The sequence below is a fragment of the Paenibacillus sp. Y930 genome (assembly GCF_056786375.1).
The window spans coordinates 708,035-726,535 of sequence record NZ_JBXCIX010000001.1; the positions used below are offsets into that span (position 1 = coordinate 708,035).

17 protein-coding genes and 1 pseudogene are annotated in these 18,501 nt (G+C 37.0%); 1 reads left to right on the forward strand and 17 read right to left on the reverse strand.

Annotated features, from left to right (window positions below; all coding sequences use genetic code 11):
* Positions 1 to 39: 39 nt before the first annotated feature.
* The 4 genes from AC1TO5_RS03440 to AC1TO5_RS03455 all read right to left on the reverse strand — a co-directional run bounded on the left by AC1TO5_RS03440 (position 40) and on the right by AC1TO5_RS03455 (position 3,786).
* A complete protein-coding gene (locus tag AC1TO5_RS03440) occupies positions 40 to 1,344 on the reverse strand; it encodes an ABC transporter substrate-binding protein (protein ID WP_482061375.1) in 1,305 nt (434 codons plus the stop codon).
* A 231-nt stretch (positions 1,345 to 1,575) separates the two neighbouring features.
* A complete protein-coding gene (locus AC1TO5_RS03445; RefSeq protein ID WP_482061376.1) occupies positions 1,576 to 2,490 on the reverse strand; it encodes an ArsR/SmtB family transcription factor in 915 nt (304 codons plus the stop codon).
* Between the two features lie 176 nt (positions 2,491 to 2,666).
* Positions 2,667 to 3,227: a YhcN/YlaJ family sporulation lipoprotein gene (locus tag AC1TO5_RS03450; protein WP_482061377.1), complete on the reverse strand. Its 561-nt coding sequence runs from the start codon at positions 3,225 to 3,227 to the stop codon at positions 2,667 to 2,669.
* A gap of 217 nt (positions 3,228 to 3,444) precedes the next feature.
* A complete protein-coding gene (locus tag AC1TO5_RS03455) occupies positions 3,445 to 3,786 on the reverse strand; it encodes a hypothetical protein (RefSeq protein ID WP_482061378.1) in 342 nt (113 codons plus the stop codon).
* Positions 3,787 to 4,241: 455 nt separating this feature from the next.
* On the opposite strand from AC1TO5_RS03455, the pseudogene AC1TO5_RS03460 reads away from it, so the two are divergent.
* Positions 4,242 to 4,445: pseudogene (locus AC1TO5_RS03460) on the forward strand (RNA polymerase subunit sigma-70); the annotation flags it as partial.
* Here AC1TO5_RS03460 and AC1TO5_RS03465 read toward each other — a convergent pair.
* The 13 genes from AC1TO5_RS03465 to AC1TO5_RS03525 all read right to left on the reverse strand — a co-directional run bounded on the left by AC1TO5_RS03465 (position 4,422) and on the right by AC1TO5_RS03525 (position 18,494).
* A complete protein-coding gene (locus AC1TO5_RS03465; protein ID WP_482061379.1) occupies positions 4,422 to 6,098 on the reverse strand; it encodes a recombinase family protein in 1,677 nt (558 codons plus the stop codon). The pseudogene AC1TO5_RS03460 and the gene AC1TO5_RS03465 sit on opposite strands and share 24 nt — an antisense overlap.
* 76 nt (positions 6,099 to 6,174) lie before the next feature.
* Positions 6,175 to 6,438 (reverse strand): hypothetical protein, encoded by a 264-nt coding sequence (locus AC1TO5_RS03470; protein WP_482061380.1) that lies wholly within the window; start codon positions 6,436 to 6,438, stop codon positions 6,175 to 6,177.
* 233 nt (positions 6,439 to 6,671) lie between these two features.
* Positions 6,672 to 7,115 carry a recombinase family protein gene (locus tag AC1TO5_RS03475; protein WP_482061381.1) on the reverse strand — a complete coding sequence of 148 codons (444 nt, stop codon included), beginning with the start codon at positions 7,113 to 7,115 and terminating at the stop codon, positions 6,672 to 6,674.
* A 723-nt stretch (positions 7,116 to 7,838) separates the two neighbouring features.
* Positions 7,839 to 8,429, reverse strand: a complete 591-nt coding sequence (locus AC1TO5_RS03480; protein ID WP_482061382.1) for a recombinase family protein — start codon at positions 8,427 to 8,429, stop codon at positions 7,839 to 7,841.
* A gap of 511 nt (positions 8,430 to 8,940) precedes the next feature.
* Positions 8,941 to 9,717 (reverse strand): hypothetical protein, encoded by a 777-nt coding sequence (locus AC1TO5_RS03485; RefSeq protein ID WP_482061383.1) that lies wholly within the window; start codon positions 9,715 to 9,717, stop codon positions 8,941 to 8,943.
* A 677-nt stretch (positions 9,718 to 10,394) separates the two neighbouring features.
* Positions 10,395 to 11,321, reverse strand: a complete 927-nt coding sequence (locus tag AC1TO5_RS03490) for a DNA adenine methylase (RefSeq protein ID WP_482061384.1) — start codon at positions 11,319 to 11,321, stop codon at positions 10,395 to 10,397.
* Entirely contained in the window at positions 11,308 to 12,042 is a 735-nt protein-coding gene (locus tag AC1TO5_RS03495) for a hypothetical protein (protein ID WP_482061385.1), read from the reverse strand. The genes AC1TO5_RS03490 and AC1TO5_RS03495 overlap by 14 nt, the downstream gene beginning before the upstream one ends.
* A 252-nt stretch (positions 12,043 to 12,294) precedes the next feature.
* Positions 12,295 to 12,447 (reverse strand): hypothetical protein, encoded by a 153-nt coding sequence (locus tag AC1TO5_RS03500; protein WP_482061386.1) that lies wholly within the window; start codon positions 12,445 to 12,447, stop codon positions 12,295 to 12,297.
* A 1,195-nt stretch (positions 12,448 to 13,642) separates the two neighbouring features.
* Entirely contained in the window at positions 13,643 to 14,881 is a 1,239-nt protein-coding gene (locus tag AC1TO5_RS03505; protein ID WP_482061387.1) for a copper amine oxidase N-terminal domain-containing protein, read from the reverse strand.
* 812 nt (positions 14,882 to 15,693) lie between these two features.
* Positions 15,694 to 15,987, reverse strand: coding sequence for a hypothetical protein (locus AC1TO5_RS03510; protein WP_482061388.1), 294 nt, complete (start codon positions 15,985 to 15,987; stop codon positions 15,694 to 15,696).
* Between the two features lie 730 nt (positions 15,988 to 16,717).
* Positions 16,718 to 17,209, reverse strand: a complete 492-nt coding sequence (locus tag AC1TO5_RS03515; RefSeq protein WP_482061389.1) for a hypothetical protein — start codon at positions 17,207 to 17,209, stop codon at positions 16,718 to 16,720.
* Positions 17,199 to 18,086, reverse strand: a complete 888-nt coding sequence (locus AC1TO5_RS03520; RefSeq protein ID WP_482061390.1) for a hypothetical protein — start codon at positions 18,084 to 18,086, stop codon at positions 17,199 to 17,201. Before AC1TO5_RS03520 ends, AC1TO5_RS03515 begins: the two co-directional genes overlap by 11 nt.
* A gap of 33 nt (positions 18,087 to 18,119) precedes the next feature.
* Entirely contained in the window at positions 18,120 to 18,494 is a 375-nt protein-coding gene (locus tag AC1TO5_RS03525) for a hypothetical protein (RefSeq protein WP_482061391.1), read from the reverse strand.
* Positions 18,495 to 18,501: the final 7 nt, after the last annotated feature.

The following is an 18,501-nucleotide window of genomic DNA, read 5'->3' on the forward strand; positions in this document are numbered from 1 at the left end:
GAATCATTTTAGCGGTTCACACCATTCATATCAACATAATTATTTATTCATTAATGTCTCTGCATTTTTCTGAGCTTTAACAAGACCTTCTTCAACTGATGACATACCATAGTTGATTTCTACTAGAGATTCTAAAATCGTATCTTCAATTGATCCAAGGTTTTGTAATTTCGGACCATATACAACATCATTAATTACATCAGCATAAGAAGAACGGTACGGTAAAGATGTGTAAGCTTCTGATTCTAGTACAGAAGTTTTAACTGGAACGTGACCAGCAACTGCCCACATATGACCATTAGCAGCTAACCAATCTGCAAATTTAACCGCTGCAACTTGTTTTTCTTTATTATCTTGTACAGGAACGAATACAGTATGTGAATCCCCCCATGCCGCAGGTTGAGCAAACAATTGCGGGAATGGAACTGCTGCGAAATCAAGATCCTTATTCGTTTCAAAGTTACCAGTAGCCCAAACACCAGAGAATGTTACTGCTGCGTTACCAGTTTTGAAAATATCATAACTTTGATCACCGATATCTGGAAGTGCCAAACCTTCATCAATCCAAGATTTAATAAGTTCCATAGCAACTTTTGCTTCAGGTGTATTAATTGTTGGTTGACTATCTTTGAATACGCTACCACCTTGTTGATTAACAAGTGCATACCAAATCCAGTACGTAAAGACATTGTTACTACCAATAATTAGTGGTGATACATCAGCCGGAAGTGTTTTTTTCAATGCTCTAAGCATTTCTGTAAAACCTTCTGCACTTTGATCCATTTTGATTGATCCATCTTCATTAAGAAGTGCTGCATCATTCAAATATTTCTTATTAAAGTACATAATAACTGCATGCGTGTCTAATGGAACAGCATAATGTTTACCATCAATCACTGTTGCTTGTAATTGGTTTTCACTGAATGTAGTCCAATCAAGTCCTGCTTCAGTTGCCAATTCATCAAGCTCTGCAACTTTACCAGTTGGCATCAAGCTAGCTAGCTTAGATACGTGAGCGACAGCCACATCTGGTGCAGAATTAGATACTAATGAAGTTTGTAATTTCGGGTAATAGTTCTCCCAGTTGCTATTCATAAATTTCACTTTCACTTCAGCTTGTGATTCGTTATAAGCTTTAACCATTCCTTCCATGTACTCTCCATCAGTACCGCTAAAAGGTACCCAGAAGTTTAACTCTACAACTTTACCATTTGAATTCGTTGCACCTTCTCCTGAATTGGAAGTGCTTCCATTTTTGTCGTTGCCAGTATTTCCTGATGAACAAGCAACTAATGTTAAGCAAAGTACCAATAACAATGCTACTGTCTTATTATACTTTCTCATTCTTACTATTCCCCCTAGAAATAATCAGTTTTAAGTACAAAAATATTGTATCATGAAATATTGTTTTATATCAAGTAAAATTGTAATGAAACATAAACATCCATTATTATACTGTAATCATAGGGTTTTCAACAAAAAAATATGAAACAACAATGATTGTAAGCATTTCCAAACAATTATTATTGTTTCATTACCATAAAACGTGTAACAAAAGATGTGAAGAAATTAAAACTAGTCACTGTGACGTAAATTCATAATAATTCCTTGACTATAGTTTCCAAAGCTATGACCAAACAAATTCAAGCCGCCCATATTTACAGCGTTTTGTTTCACACCAATTCGAAATGAAACATAGGGCTTCACATTGAGATTCAAATCTTCAACCGTAACATTTGAAATCAACGTACCATCAATAAAACTGCCTCTTTCATTGATTTTCCAATGTTTCAAAAGACCATACTGAGTAAAATAGGTTTGCCACCAGTCAGGTGTATTAAACCCTCGAAGACCACCAAAATCACTTGGAGATGTCCATGTACCTATCTCAATGTCATTAATCCAAACTGTAATATCAGATGGCCAGTCCAGTTTATGATAAGGTGCTTCAGAACATATTTCTGCGCTAAATTCAATCTCTTCAGAAATTTTCCCATATGGAATGCGGTTAGGAAAGCGATATTCCACAAACCCTTGTCTAAAGTATAATAGTTGCGATTCTTTTCTACCTGGTTCATAGAATGATCTTGGGTCATCTTGCAAACCAATATAATCATTAACTCCAACCAAACCACAGCTTGGCTCGGCTTGGCATTCCACATATTCCCCAATTGGCATATCTATCGAGATTTTATTTTTCCCTGCTAATTTATCTTCTTCAAATAAATCAATAACTATACGATCAAAAATTTTCGTGTTTACTTTTTGAGTTCCTCTACCAGGTACAAGTTCAGTAGCAATTAGTCCTACATCTTCTAACTTTTTCACATTTACCGCCGTCGATGAGAACGGTATACCTAGCTTTTCAGATAATTCATTAACGTTATGAGGCCCCGTGCTAAGAATTTTTAATATATTCATACGATGCTCATTACTTATTACTTTTGCAAATTGGACAGCTTCATCCATATTAAGTTGAAGAATTTTCAAACAAATATCCTCCTTCTATCATTTCATGATTATTCTCATTTAAATAAATAAGTAAGTATATTTCAAAGATCAATTATGTATCGATTATATCATATTATATTCAGAATTAATAAATAACGAAATAACCCGCTCAACTAAACGTTTAGTTAGCAGGTTATTTCGTCTATAAGTTAGGTTTAACGAATAGGAGCAGTAATTGCTTTACCTATATCTTCAATTAGAATACCAACGTCTTCTGCCATATCACGTATTGGATGACCGTCCATTGGAACCATTTGAGTCTTCATATCTTGAATACGAGTGTGCATGTTTTTATCGCTAGTAACATGAACTTTGTATCCTTTATGCGACTTCTCAACAACTTTTTTGACTTGTTTTTCTACTTCTGCTTTGTTTGCATTGTCATTCAAGTCAACACCTACGACTACATCGTTGTTATTAATAAATAACGTCGCTGCTGATACGCCTTTTACTTTCAAAATCGAGTTTTTAATTTTTTCGGCTGCATCATTTGTACCCATGTTGTTTTCATTCAAGTTACCATTCATATTGCCGTTCATGTTGCCATTCATATTGCCGTTCATGTTCCTATCCCTATTAGCATCAATTATGGATTTACTTTCCATTGAATGGTCTCTCGGCTCATTTGTTTTTACGTTCTTTGCATCCATTCCACATCCAGACATTGTCAACACAATGCTTGCAGAAATAAGTGCAATCGCTATGCGTTTATACATATTTTTTCACCCCCTGAACTTATATTGCGCTAACGATAGTTGTTTTATGTGAGCGTGAAAACATACAAAATTTTCATGCTCTCTAATATGCTCTTCACAATTAGCTTGAATGTTGAGGTGAATATATACCGTTTTGCTTGCAAAGCACAAAAAGAAATGACCGCTCTACCTGTAAGGTGGCGATCATTTCTTTTATTGGATAAATCGCAACTTTAATCTATTGTTTCCTTTTTCTTAAATATTGCGCAAATTCGCTAATTAAATTGATATTATGATTCTGCTTAAAACGAAGTAATAAAATAGGGATTGATACTAATATCGTTATTACCAAGCACATAATAATAGATTCTAGGACCACAGACGGTAATGCTTCATCATATTGTTTATTTATTTGATCTTGAGGCATTCCTGGATATTCTCCAGCTTTAATACTGTTTAGTTTGCTAGTTGCAATCCACAAGGGAACCGAAAAACCTATGGAGAAAGCAGAGACAATAGAAGCCACTATTGTTTTTACATACTGTCTAAAAAAACTAACTTTCTTTTCTTCATTTTTCACCGTTGCCCTCCTCAATGCTGAACTGAATCTACAGCTAAATAAAATCTATTTCAAGCATAGGAAGCTAAGTACAAATATAATAAATTCTGATGATTATTAGCTACGTTTAGATCAATACTCGATTGTTCAAAAAATCTGCAAAGTGGCCTTTGAGACTACATCCAATCTCAAAAATAGATGCCCCTAGATATGATTTGATTCTACATTAATTAAATATAAATGTAAATAGTTGGATATTTTTAGATCGAATCCGTACAAATTTCCTCGTTGTTTTGTTCAAGTACTTCAATGAATTTATGTAATAAGATTATTACACCTTTGAATTTATAAAAAGAAGCATGAGATTTAAACCCGGTACATGCACATCTAGGCTTACGCCCACATACATTAGAGAACAGACTATATAGGCTAAGTACGATTAGTCTTGGCCCTTACTTGCATGTGGAGGTGGATGTATGCCAGGTTTATTCTCATCAATTGCGTTGTTCATTAAGCAACTCACATTATTAGTATCGTATGTTAAAAACAATGCGTTTCCCCAGCCATTGAAAGAAGACGAAGAACAATATCATCTAGCGCAAATGGCACTTGGTGATGCTAACTCCCGCAACATACTTATCGAGCATAATCTTCGACTAGTTGCACATATCGTCAAGAGGTTGTGAACGAAGTCCAGTGTTCTGTGATTTTTGATATAGCTTATCAAAAAGTCCCACAGATGTAATATTTAGCTTCATGCTGTCATTCGGATTACTGCTGCCATCAGCAATATTATTAATGGTAACGATGATTTCATCATACAACATCTCGATAATATTTCTCTTAATTTCAAATGTTAATTCCTCTTGCCCCGATAGGCGTTCTTTAAGATTATTAACCATGAAAGTAATCTGCCCCACTGACAATTCTTCCTTACGGTGAGCATTAATTTTCACTTGATAATTTTCAATTTCTTCTTCAAGTTTGGAAATTTCAAAACGATAATTGCTCTTATGTTTTTCATAGCGTTTCCGATCAGAGTCAGTTTCAGCTTCGAAGAATGATCTCTCAACATTTTCCAAAGCCTTTTCTTTCTTTTTCAACTCTTTTTCTAGTACCCCCAATTTATCAATAACCCCAGTTATGGAACTGTCTCCTCTTCCACTGATTCTGTCAATGAACTTATTAGGATCAGTTATTACTTGAATAACCTGCCCCCATATATAACCCTCAATCTGTTCAGCATTTAGGGAAGGAACAATGCATTTTTCAATCTCTGGTCCATATTTTTTGGGAACGGTACTTGGACAGCGATACCTTCTACTCTTCATAATTTCACCAGTTTCCTTATTTTTGGCTCCTTTCACAGTAATAGAATCGTAAGTTCTTCCACAATGACCGCACTTCAATAATGACTTCAATAGATACTCATATTTCTTGTTGCCAACATGCTTATTAGTATTATTTTGAACTCGTTGCGATTGAGCCAACTTCCACATTTCTATATCAACCAACGGCGTAACATCAACTGAAAGCCATTCTGACTTATCACGCATGCTAATTGTCTTTTTTGGATTACCCCCTGAAGTAAGTTCACCACGTACCTTTTTCGTTTCTCTACGATTATAATAATACTTACCAATATAAATTTCCGAAGTTAATATTCTACTTATACTTGAAGCACCCCAGTTAGAACTTTCACCACGCTTAGGTTTTACTTTGCCATAAAGTCTTTCGCCAATTTGACGTAATGTTAACTTTTCAACTACATACCATTCGTATATCATCTGTACAAACTGACGTTCTACTGGATTCGGGACAAGCTGACCATTCTCATCCTTGTCGTAACCAAATGGTGCAACTCGCATGGGCATTATTTTTCCTTGTTCCTTAACCTTGTTAATACGCCCTCTAACTGTCCTCTTCCTGATCAATGCCATCTCATATGAAGCAATTGACGAAATCATGTTAAAAAACAACTGACCTTCAGGTGTATCTGAGAACTCCGTATCTGTAAAATGTAATGCAGCTTTGTTCTTTTGAAACTCACGACAAGCAATCAATTTATCAGTTAAATCACGACTAAAACGGTCTGGATGCGTGCAGATAACTGCAGATACCAAACCATTAGCAACATCTTGTCGAAGCTTCGTCAACTCAACTCGGGTATCGATATCCTCTCCACTTCTACCTTCTTCAGGATAAAGTCGGATATTTGATTCATAATACCCCAGCTCTTTTGCTTTCTTTTTACATAGCTGAATCTGCCCCTCAATACTGGTATTTTCCATTTGCCCCTCAGTAGATACTCGAACATATATTCCAACAGCCATTTTTACCCCTCTTGTCCATAATGATTTTTGTCAATTGTAAACAAAGTACAGAGTATTGTAAAGTAAAAAAAAAACCTCATTTCTGAAGGTTTTTTTTGAGCAGTAGGTTTTCAATTAAATAGTCTACAAGCTGTTGTTCTTTATTAGAATAATTCGCTTCTTGTTGTTCTGTATATATTGTTTCACTAGGAATATATCGATAGGTCAGTTGAATGTTTTTCTTTCGCTTCATCTTAGTGACCACACTCCCGTCACCTGATTCTATGCTGCTACCGTTTTGTCCTATACTTATATTATTTCTATCGGATAAATGTAATAAATTACCATTTATATGTTTCATGTTGACCCACCTCATAAAAATACTAGACACGCTAATTGCGAATCCGTATCCTTGATGCAGGATATCACCACTACAATCACCAAAAAGTATGTTGCACGGTTTTAATAATAAACTATCGAAAAACACAGTATAATCGCCCCCTATATCAAGCGAGAATACATTTAGCGAATAAAATAAAAGGGCAGCTGATCCGAGGATCAACTGCCCTTGTTAGTGCCAGTTCGTACTTATTTCTAGTTGTTCATAGCTTTACGAACTGCACGATGATATCCTTCGACTACAGCATGGCAAAATAAAAACAATTCCCCATCATCATTTGTTAAATCCTCATCATTTGCGCCGATGATTAACTTCTTATTTAATGGGTAGAAGTAACCATGTAGCAAATCCCAAATTTCATGATTTTTACGAGATAGCTGCTCCAACGATAAACAAATAACCATATCAAAATCGTCTGTCTGTAACTGCGTTAACATCTTCACCAAGGAAGGTCGATCAAGATTCTTACCCGAATAGCCATCATCTACGAAAACATGAGTGACATCATACCCCTTATCTAAGCAGTACTTCCGTAGCGATGCTTCTTGTGAACTCAGGATCGATGACCCCATCTCCTTATTAGTTTGGGGATTACGAATGTATAACGCTACCTTTGCCTGTTCATTTGTCTTTGTCATGTTTATTTCTCCTCATATTTATATTTTCTTTTGTAAGAAAACCTTTACCTAAGTACGATACAAAATCTGACCCGTAAAGTGCTGCATTAAACTAACTAACTGCCTATAAAAAACGTATCAGATAATGCTACATAGAGCAGATGCCATAACACTTCCGCCTCCCTATTAGTCAGCCTCCAAGCTAACTGGCTACCTATATAAAACGTCAGAGATAATACTTCGTAGAGCAGATGCCGTATCAGAGTGGGAATACTTAATAACTACAATTCTTTTGGTACCCCCAGCTGATTGCAGCTATTCTAGCAACTACTACGTTTTCTGCTTACCCCCTATACCAATACTCCCCAGACTATCCTTAGTTTTGAAATATATTATAAGTAACAGAGTAGCGTCCGAGTGTATAGGAATGGGAGAGTCGTTACGGCTATTTCCAAGACTCCTGTTTACTTCCTTCTATGCAGTTCTAAATTCTCTACTTTCCAACGAAGCAAACCAACATTTAGTCACAACCGCCAATCTTAACTCCAAGTTTTCAATCCATATGAAGCGCACAAAACAACGGATGAAGTGTTATTACACCCTATTCGAACGGATTTGATGACCACCACCAACTTTCTAAGTATTCATCTATCCTCTACCTGAACAAAGATAGCAGCGTAATCAAGGAGTACATCCCCGATCACGCTGCTATTGTCTTAGAGAGCCATTGTATATATTATTGACCTAGTTTTTCTTTACGGATTGTTCGCGTTCTGTTCGCAGCGCCCTGTATAAAACTGAAGAACTAATTTGAGCCATTTGACATATCTCCTTAACTGCATGATTCTGAGAATGATATAAGGTTAATGCCTGTTTTATTTTTTTATCATCGGTTCTTGGTCGCCCCCCTACTCTTCCCCTTGCCCGCGCTGAAGCAATTCCTTCTCGGACACGATCACGAATCGTCTCACGCTCAAACTGTGATATCGCACTTAGAACAGTAAGTATGAACTTCCCAGTAGGTGTCGAAAAGTCAATGTTCTCTTTGAAGGAAATGAAAACAATTCCACGTTTATCCCAATCCTCAAGGATTTTAAGCAAATCCATCGTTGAACGTGATAACCGATTCAAGCTCTCTACAACTACTCGATCGCCTGCCCTAATCACCTTCTGCAATTCTTGTAGCTGTGTACGATCCATATGCTCGCCAGTAATCTTATCTATAAATATATCTTCAGGAGCAATGCCATACTGTTGAGTCAAAAGATCGATCTGACGATCTTCGTTCTGCTGAATTGTACTGATTCTCACATAACCTACTGTTATGTTAGACATATTTTTTTCATCTCCCTTTGATTGTGATACTTAATTTACTTAGAGATCGAACATAGCATCAGCAAAGATGGGATACTCACCCAAAACATTGTTTGTGGGCGGTTGATTTTGACGTAGGTTTTGGCATAATAATATCTACCTTTGAGCAATGAAATGAACAACTGCTCGTCACTACCAAAAGCTATAGTTAAAGAGAAGAAAAGGCAGAGCTGCTCGCTCTGCCTTAACCCCTGCCAATTCATTTTTTTATGCTCACTGAGTTTATATATTTCATAAAAATGAAAATGTGCCGATTTCAATTCGAATTTCAAAAAAAATTTTAAAATTTTAAATACAAATGATGAAATCTTAATAACACAGGAAAAATAGTAAGTAATTTTACTGAGTCGGAAGATGATATAACTAGGTTGGAAAGTGGGATAACTGAGTTTTCGGGGCTGAAACCTCCCAAAAACCACACCAAAACTGCTGCAAGAAAAGAAGTAGAATACCCCTATTCGCTTAGAAAACACTAGGTGAGAGGTTTAATCGTTTTCATTTGAAACACTGGAAGCATAGCCTCTTGCAGCGTCCCCTCAGACGTTAATTCTACTACCCACAGATACCCAAGGCGCTGCTGCACGAACCAATCGACATCCAATCGATACCCTAGCTCAGCAGCGGAAAGGTTTGTACACTTCTCGAAATCACCAAACTGCATGCTAAACTTGCCTGTCCGTACGGTTTTCATATCCGTACCATCAACGTATTCAATCTCCACTCGATGCTGCTTTAATACAGTTACTACTCGTTCGGCATACGCATTGATAAAAGGATAAGGTAGGAGCATTTTCAGCGATGTGCGATGTATCTTTTGCTTACTTATTCTCTTAGTACGCATATCTAATACGGCTACAGTAAATGTTCCAGATTCTAACTCCGCATAAGTTGGTCGTATCGCATCGAGCAGGTTCTGGCATTGAGAACGTGAATAGTTATTAGGAGATTCACGCATGAACTTCACAACGACTTGCGGATTTTTAGTAACAAAATTGTAAGCCATTGGCTCACCACGCCCCTTTGTACCCACCATGCATGAATACCGTAGTAAGAAGCGCATGTGAAGCAGCTGCAAGGGGTATTTCAGTTCATCTTGCGGAGAGATAGGCACTCCAATTTCTTGTAGTTCACGTAAGCAGCTCTGCACCTCATCACGAGCAGATTCAAACTCAAGGATATTCGGTAACGTCACATCATTAATCATTGAACGACTTGCAATCCATTGCTTCATATCTTGTTCTAAACCCATATTAACGCCTCCACTAGTTTGATAATGAATATAAAACTAGATCCGAAAAACTTTCAAGATAGAAGGCTTTATCAAGAAATAATGTGAATCTTTTAGCTACCAGTAGCAAGATGATACTTTTATAAAACTTGAGCCAAACTTTTATAATACTTGTGACGAGCTTTTATAAAATAATGCTCTGCTGATACCCCCACAATGAAGGTATTAAAGGAGAGCGCAGCACAGTAGTGATTTGAGCGCATACCCCTTGTATGAAAACGAGCGAAGCATATTCAACTGTTACAGCAGAGAACTCGAGATCGAGCTATTAATATGTAGTATTCATTTTGAAATTCTGCCCATGACAAACAGGCTACGTATTAATAGTCATACGGCTATGGCTTTAATCCTGTTTTCCTGCAATATCACTGAAGATAAGAAAAAAGAGCAATATCCGAAGATATTGCTCTCAATAGAAGTGATACGAAGATGAATAGGCTTTACAGGGTTTCATTGGTTTTACATCCGTTCACAGGCATTTATAGGTGTTAAACTATGACATTTCGATGTGTAAAGCCAATGTCATTGGTTTTACACGATTCACAGAACCAGTCCGCTGCTTATGCGAGTAGGGAATCGATACCCCTATCTGTGCATCTTTATTCAAGCGATTCTGTACAATGTTAGACTGGCACGCATTAATATCTCTCCATCATTTCATCGCTGCAGATCTGTTCTCTTAATGACGATGGGATCGGGAAGTTGACCCATATATATTCCCTCGCATGCCTAGCACCGACTGAGCTTGCTACATGAACCTTACCTAGATAGTGCTTAGACCAATTCCCCTCCTGTACTAGACGCTCGTACAACCCGTTGTCGTAACCGCTAAGAACGATCCTATTCTCCTGTTCTAATAGAAGCTGAACCAACCTTTCATGCTGATCCGTACCCCATGAATGCTCACCGTAATGATCCTGCATGACCATGCTAGATGGAACATATGGGGGATCTAAATAGATCAAACCCTTGGACTCAGAGCCTAGCTCGCCTGAGAGCCATTCAAATACATCACGTTGATACGTCTCTACCCCTTGGAGAGTTGGGTAGAAGCTCGGTAATTCATTAACCCGTCTAAGGTAAGACGCTTTACTACGCTTATTCTCCATTGAGCCACTAAAGGACTGCATACTAGCAGCACGACTCTGGCGAGTCACAATATAAGCATAAGTCGCTGCCGTTACTTGATCGATTAGAACACCATCCGACTTATAGCCGAGATCTCGAGCGTTCATAGCTACTTGAAAGACCTCTATGCCTACCCCTAAGCGTTCCAATCTACTCATTAATTCATATGTACTACTTTTAGCCGTTAGGCAAGTAAAGAGACTTACCATGCCGTAATCGACATCGTTATATACTCTGCGCTTGAAAAGGCTAGAGGGCATATTTAATAACATCCTTGCGCCTCCGCCTGTGAGTTCATAATACGAATCAAGTTGAAAGGCTTCTGCTGCGTATACTAATAGGGGTACAAGCTTTGAGATCAACCCGTGTTTACCTCCAATGTAGCTAACGAGTGAAGGAGAATGATTATTGAACTTTTTAGGGCTAGATGCCATCATGTACCTTTAAGTTCGGAGCTAAGCGGATCAAGTAGAAACGCTTTACATCCTTAGAATCTTCCAATGGCTTTATACTTTCTTGGAGCCTCGCCTGCTTGCTATGCTTCACAAGTGAACCGACCTTATGGAGTCCTCTTGCTATCTCCAATAAACGCTTAGCGTTATTCGAGTTAGGCTCTAGATCAAGCATATCCAATAGCGCCTCTGTCGTTACCCCTACAACGTTATGACCGTACTTTTCGATGTATTGAGCCGTGTCTAGTCGTACACCAGCTGAAACACCGTGAACATAGCTATTGCTCGTAATAGTCGGGTAGGACTCAAGGTCATTCATTATACTTTCTACGATGACCTCATAAAACTCATTAGTCTGTTCGGAATCTGCTTGACCTAATAACTCCTTGTTGAGTGAGGATACCTCACGGTAGATTCCGTGAATCTTTAATTCAGTAATATAGTCGATTGTTTGATGTAGCTGTGAGCGGCTCATTACCCCTGCGATATTCAACTCTCGGAGTATCGAGTCAAATTGGTCTACCATATCGATGACCAAATAAGTCTTACTATTCGCACCTATCAATCGAGTTGTTAGCCTAACCGCATATGTAAGACCGTAGTCCGTATGCTTACCTAGTAAAAGCTCCACGATCCATAATTGTGCTACTGGATTCACTAGTTTAGGTTCAATATATTCAATCTTACCTCTTTGCTGTGTTGTCATTTTTATATTCTCCTTTTATTAATAACATAGATCACATTATTATTCCGTATAGATGGGAATGGATCAGCCAAGCTTATAGTTCTATTCTATCTATTTTCTTGCTGTTTGCCTATCCCTAAATGAAAAAAGAGCAGGAAGCATCAGTATACGAATACTAATGCAGCCTACTCTATATTAAGTCTAAAATTTTTAGTAATGTCGGTATCTTGCCGTCTTCTGATTACCCCTAATAACAAGATCGGTATACCCTGCTTATACTAATAGGGTTGCTTGGTCGATTGTATTTACATCGTCCGCTAATATACAGGCTGTATAAAGTGATAGTGAACTCATTCGAGTATCTCCTTCACGCTGAACAACTATCGCTTTAGAACCCCTTACTAGACCGTGACTTACTATTTTCATATGAACCCAACCCCTCTAAGGGAAGTGTAAGTTTATTGGTAATAGTTGTCAACGGTGAAGCGTGGTTTTAGTTGTTAGCACGTTTATTTATTGGTTATACAGGAGATCAGAGGAATGATGAGAAAAAAAGAAAAGCAGACTCGGTGAAAGAGTCTGCTTTTTTCAATGTAGGTAATTAATGGTACAATTGCCATACGCACTCTATAAGGAAGGAGTGATTGCATATGGCAATGACCGTTCTCTTTTGGTGCGTTGGTTATGCTTACCTATGGTTCCTGTTTACTAAGGTAGGAATCAAAGCATATCGACACTTCCAAAAGTAAATGGCGGTACGTATTCTCCTTGTTTCACCATACGTGTCGGGCAAAACCTCGGACTGTTCTATAGTTCGGGGTTTTCTGTTTGTCTGTCATTTGGTGTCTGACAGATACTTATACTTGATTGTTGTCAGGTTAATAGTCGTGAGGGAAAGAAAAAGAGCAGTACCCACAAAGGATTCTACTCAGAGAGATTTCTTTTCCGGCCTAGTTCTTTCTCAAATTCGATGTACGCTCGTATACTTGCAAGAAGGTATAAGGCTAGTATAATTAACCACATAAATAACAGGTAGGTAAGTACCCCTCTCATAGCCAATACCTCATGGTCATAAAAAACATATACAATAAGACAGATCAAGAATGAAATATGTACAAGTATATCTGTCACTACGAATAGGATTAAAGTTGGTTTCCTTTCTCGTAGATTTGGCAATGTTCTGTACCTTACAGAAATATAAACCGCTGTCAAAATGACGAATAAGGCTACTATTCCTGACCTTAATAAGTTTAATTCAAGGTTAGTATAAGAACCACTCAGAGTATATATTATACCCCAAACTCCTTCGGAATAAGCTAATCTTAATCCCGAATACAGACCTGTAGACACTAAGAACGTAATGAGGTAACTCCAAAACAAATACCGTTGAATCTGTGTTGGTTCACTTTTGTGATGGTTCGTAAGCTTTTCAATTATCATGGGTATTAGTAGACCCGAAACAAATATGATATATTCCATAAATACTGTTTTATAGAAAATCTGTTGTCGAGTCAACCTCCTTTTATACCTATAAAGTAGATCGAGAGGTTGATGAGAAATAAAAAGAGCAGAGTCTCCTTAGAGAGTCTGCTCTGTATATGATTGGTGTACGTTGGTTAGATTATTTCAGAGTTCCTGCGATTGTTGGGGCGGTGTAGATGTAGAAAGGTGATTTGACGCTTTCTCCTTTTTTCACTGCAACCCCAAATTTACCTCCTACATAGTTGTACCAGTTGTCCCCTACTTTGACAACTACAGATGCATGAGTCTTAGTTGCTGTGACTGCGGTGTTCATGCCGATGGAATCGAAGTAGGCAGAATATGACCATGCTATTCCTACACAATCGGCTAGTTTCTTGGTCATCATATCGTAAGCGGAATTTGCCGAGAATCCATTATCAGTGGAGCCTGATTTCTGGAGTTGCTGTTGTGCCATGTCGCCTACTAACATCAGTTTGAGGATATCCTTATTGGCTACTCCTGCGTCGCGGAGAGCTTGAGTTGACTTCTCAACTGCGATCATCTCGTTCTTCATGCCGCCTGTGTAGTCTTTGGATGACTTTCCGTTGTTTAAGTGGTCTCGTAATAATGTGTCTCGGATTGAGTCGTTGGCGTAGATGTGGTTGTCTATGTTGGTAATATCTTTTTTGACAATGTCCATCACGTAGTCGTATTCCTTCTGAGTCTTGGAGCCGTAGGTGTGAGTGCCGTGGTTCACTTTGATGCCTTGCGTTGCTTGTGAGTTGGTGGCGCTTTTTATCGTTACGGTCTTTGTTGTTTGGTTCCAGTTGACGCTCGCGCCTAGAGCTTCGCTCACGAATCTCAAGGGTACAAGGGTCGCTCCGTTGAGGACGATTGGTTTGGTGGTTAGGGTGACCTTCTGAGCACCTACGTATGCTGTTGTGGAGCCTATGGTGATTTTGATGGTCTTGCCGTCTTTGGTGGCTGTGACTACTTGGGTCTTTTGGTTCCAGTCTATCTTGGCTCCCAGTTTCTCAAAAATAGCTCGCATTGGAACCAATGTTGAGCCTGATTGGATGATTGCTCCGTTTGTGCCGTAGTTCTGAGTGATGCCGTCTATGATGACTGTTACCCCTGTTGTGTAGGCGGATTCTACGTTGACGTGGGATGCGGATAAGGCTTGGACTGCTGATGAGACACTTCCGTGTAAACCCAACGATGACTGGATTCTTGATACGGTGTCGATGGCTACTACTCTGCTGTCTTCGATAGAGGAAGGGACTTGTAATCCTGTCATGTAATCTGATTCTATATTTGAATTGGCTAATGCCATTGGTATCGATGATCCCAGTAACAGACTGCTTGCTATTACAGATACTATTAATTTTCTCGTCTTCATTTCGTACCCTCCGATAGATAACAATTCTAGTAACTCCTTCTCTTGTTACTATATACTAGCTTACCATGTTTCTACCTCTATTTTCCATAGAATTTCAATTTTTTACAATCTTCTAGAATTTATTAAACTCATCGAGTCTAGGACGCATTGACGAGCAGCTGTCGTATTTCTTACGTTGAAAATACAATAACCTGCATAAGTTAAGCATTAAAATCTTCGATGATGATTTTTTACCCTCTCAGCTACTGACTAGGCAGATGCCGTGTTACCAGTAAAGAGACTAAAGCGAATCAGGTGGCATCAGTGGGTTCTGATGGTATTCATTATCTGTTCACTGGTTCTAGAGCCAGTAGACTGGCATTGGAACCAATAGAGCAATGAAGATACTAAGTTGAAGGCTTGGTGCAATGAAGAGCAGAAACGACAGGCTGTGGACTATGGAAAGCGCAAAAGAAACCCCTGTGCGCAACTTGGCTACTATCGATTCAACCTCAATTGACCAATGTATGTTCAATTCTTTTAATCTATGTCTTTGCAGGTCTCCACTATCTATATATCTGTTCTCATAGTGATACTCATGCTATTTTATAACATCGAATACCAACCGATATTATCGCGCGATCGTTACAAACCAACGAGGGAGTGTTACAACGAAGAAAGGACAGGAAAACACTTCAAGAAGGTACGTGGAAATGTGAGAGGGTCATGTCGTGGTGTAGCTAGGCGCAATGAATATAGATCTTCTTAATTATACATTTAATTACATGTATGTAATTAAATGGTTTTTACTCAAACGTCTTATCTGCGGTTGATTATTCCGAAACAAAATCACTAATTTCTTTCATACACTTCATCCCATCCTTGAGCCCAGCTATATACATCCATTCTTTCTCAAGAACATTCCAATGATTCATGGACTCCTCCCATTCAAGTAAAATCTGATACAATCGAGGAGCTAGTTCCTGCTTTAACTGATCATCGAGTTCAGATAGCTTTAGTCGCAACTTTTCAATCTCAGGTTGTTTTCTAGCCAACTTTGCCTGTTCATTAAAGCAGTCATCGAATAAAGGCTTCACCCAAATAGGTAATTGAATTTCTTTCAACATTTTTCCCCTCCAGTGGTAAAATTTTGTTGATCTTACCGTGAAATGAAGGTTTATTCAATAGTTGTTTTCAGTGCAGACATGATAAGTACTTTATTAAACTAAAATGGCTCATGCTGAATGAGCATGAACCATTTTAGGATATATTGATTTCTCGAATAACAGTTTAGGTATTCCCCACTATTTGTCATAGCGATGTAATGATTCTACTATAACGATATGTGTTGTTCCTCTGTCCAGTACCTTACTTCAGCGAATGTGTTACTTCTATTTTCTTACTGTCAATATTACGCACTCTACATGTGTTGTTGATGTTAATTTAAGATTAATCTTCGAATATAAAATACTTCATCAGGGGTTTAAATTTAATTATGAATATAAGGTTTATGTTGTTGGGAACAAAATTGAAAAATTCTATTTTTAAGCCATAAAGAAATATGAAAAGCGATTGAGCAGATATTGTAAGATAAAGTTGATCCTTCTCAAAAGTGAAGAACGCTCACAAAAAGAACTTAACGAAAATTTTTATTCAATACTAATAGACGCAAAAGGTAAAACCACTGCTGCATAAGACCTATAGTTGGAAATCAAGTATTAGAAAAAGAATTGGAACAAAAGTATATTAGCTAACTAAAAAACCGAACTATAGCAAAATTCATTTTAGAATTCGTTGTATAGTTCGGATTTTATAAATTAATTATTAGTTTTGTCCTATTCTTTTTTTATCACTAAATTAATTTTTAGGAAACATTGACAATAACTCAGGAGCATTAGTATTTAAATTCCATTTAGCTATTTTCATTTTTTTCAAAATCTTTCCGCTACCAAAATCCAATAAATCTACTCTCTTAAAAACATTAAATATCTTGTTTAAACTTCCTAAATCAGCAGATGTTAATAAAAATGCTTCTTCAGGATCAATCAACTTACAGTACGACCACAATTGTCCAACATCCTTAAGTGTTAAATTTGTTTTTTTTGCCTCTATGAAGAATAATTTATTATGCTTCCCTTTTATTGCAATTCCTAACACATCAATTTGAATGTCTATTCCAACGGCTAAATCATTATAAATAGCGTTTTTTTTCAGTACTGTATCTAATCTTTCACTGTGAGTGTCAAAAGTTAGAATCTGATATCCTTTATACTTATCTTCTAAATATGAGTGTAGCCAAGATCGCATAGGTTCGTATAATTCAAATTCAGATTTCACATTATTCGCCATAACCTAAATCCCTTGCAATGTTTTTCCATGAGTTATATTGAATACCTCTAATTTCAACAGGTATAAATTCATCTGTAACTCCTGGATGTGAAGGATTATTCTTCTTTACACTTCTACCTTCCCAGTAAAATTTATGGGTAGTATTTACAATATTCCTAGATTTATGATTTAAATTATCTTTTAACTCTTTTGAAAACTCATACAAGGCCTCATTCTTATGAATAACTGCAAAACCAATTGCCTCAAATTCATTAACGAATATTTTGATTTGATGCTCTTTTTTCCAAAAATTAACTTTTCCATCATTGTACTTATTTAACTTTGGATCACGTGTATTTGGATGTGCCCAATCAATATTCTGTACAGGAATATCAATGTCTTTCAGTAGATTGCAAATATCAATTACTAAATACCAATTTTTTGGAATTTCCAAATATACACGATGCATGTACTTTTCAAAAAAGTAATTACTTTTTCTCACGTAACCAGTAACATCTGAAAAACCACGTAAAAAATTAATTTTTTCGTCTCTTGAAAAATTGAATACATCAGGATGTAGTCTGATGTCATCATGAGTTAAAGCATTACCAACATAACGCATAACTTCTCGCATTAAGTAATCATCATTAGCTTTATTAAAAGACAGTATAGTAACATTTTTATTTTGTACAAATTCTATACCTGTTCCTAGTAATGGTTCAAGAATACTTCTAATATCAGCAATACTTGCTTTTATATAAACTCTCACATCATTATAATTTTCAGTTTCTAACTTTTTATGTGGGATTTCAATAGAAACGATAGTATGTGAAGTTCTTCGTTGGATTTCACCATTGCCAGAAATCATACCAATTAGATAAGCCATTTCATTATTCATAAATTCCTCCCATTTAATTTATATACTATTAGGTTATAAATTAAATCCTCTGTCAAAATCAGTTGCGAATTTATTATAATGTGAATTTACAATTTTACGTATATTCATGTGGTTTTGAGTTGATCCTTGAACAAACCCAAATAAATTTATTAACGTTTCAACATACTCATTACAATTTAATCTAGCAACATAACTGTTTGCCCCTGCACTTATAACACAATTTAAATCTGATGGAATATTAACTATACTCTTCAACCATATTCTGTACTCAGCGCCCCATCTGTTAGAAGATGTTTCACTAGAAATATATATATTTCTAACAGGACTTGCCAAATAGCCTAATGCCAAAAAAAAGTTCATATCACTTTTAAAAGTAACTATGTTTCTTTCACCATAAACCAATTTCATAGTACAC

Coding starts and splice junctions, on each gene's coding strand:
- AC1TO5_RS03470 (WP_482061380.1), bottom strand. CDS start 6,438: ATGAAACATATAAATGGTAATTTATTACATTTATCCGATAGAAATAAT.
- AC1TO5_RS03485 (WP_482061383.1), bottom strand. CDS start 9,717: ATGGGTTTAGAACAAGATATGAAGCAATGGATTGCAAGTCGTTCAATG.
- AC1TO5_RS03500 (WP_482061386.1), bottom strand. CDS start 12,447: ATGAAAATAGTAAGTCACGGTCTAGTAAGGGGTTCTAAAGCGATAGTT.
- AC1TO5_RS03525 (WP_482061391.1), bottom strand. CDS start 18,494: ATGAAATTGGTTTATGGTGAAAGAAACATAGTTACTTTTAAAAGTGAT.
- AC1TO5_RS03520 (WP_482061390.1), bottom strand. CDS start 18,086: ATGAATAATGAAATGGCTTATCTAATTGGTATGATTTCTGGCAATGGT.
- AC1TO5_RS03490 (WP_482061384.1), bottom strand. CDS start 11,321: ATGATGGCATCTAGCCCTAAAAAGTTCAATAATCATTCTCCTTCACTC.
- AC1TO5_RS03465 (WP_482061379.1), bottom strand. CDS start 6,098: ATGGCTGTTGGAATATATGTTCGAGTATCTACTGAGGGGCAAATGGAA.
- AC1TO5_RS03495 (WP_482061385.1), bottom strand. CDS start 12,042: ATGACAACACAGCAAAGAGGTAAGATTGAATATATTGAACCTAAACTA.
- AC1TO5_RS03440 (WP_482061375.1), bottom strand. CDS start 1,344: ATGAGAAAGTATAATAAGACAGTAGCATTGTTATTGGTACTTTGCTTA.
- AC1TO5_RS03510 (WP_482061388.1), bottom strand. CDS start 15,987: ATGTTGAAAGAAATTCAATTACCTATTTGGGTGAAGCCTTTATTCGAT.
- AC1TO5_RS03450 (WP_482061377.1), bottom strand. CDS start 3,227: ATGTATAAACGCATAGCGATTGCACTTATTTCTGCAAGCATTGTGTTG.
- AC1TO5_RS03475 (WP_482061381.1), bottom strand. CDS start 7,115: ATGACAAAGACAAATGAACAGGCAAAGGTAGCGTTATACATTCGTAAT.
- AC1TO5_RS03515 (WP_482061389.1), bottom strand. CDS start 17,209: ATGGCGAATAATGTGAAATCTGAATTTGAATTATACGAACCTATGCGA.
- AC1TO5_RS03480 (WP_482061382.1), bottom strand. CDS start 8,429: ATGTCTAACATAACAGTAGGTTATGTGAGAATCAGTACAATTCAGCAG.
- AC1TO5_RS03505 (WP_482061387.1), bottom strand. CDS start 14,881: ATGAAGACGAGAAAATTAATAGTATCTGTAATAGCAAGCAGTCTGTTA.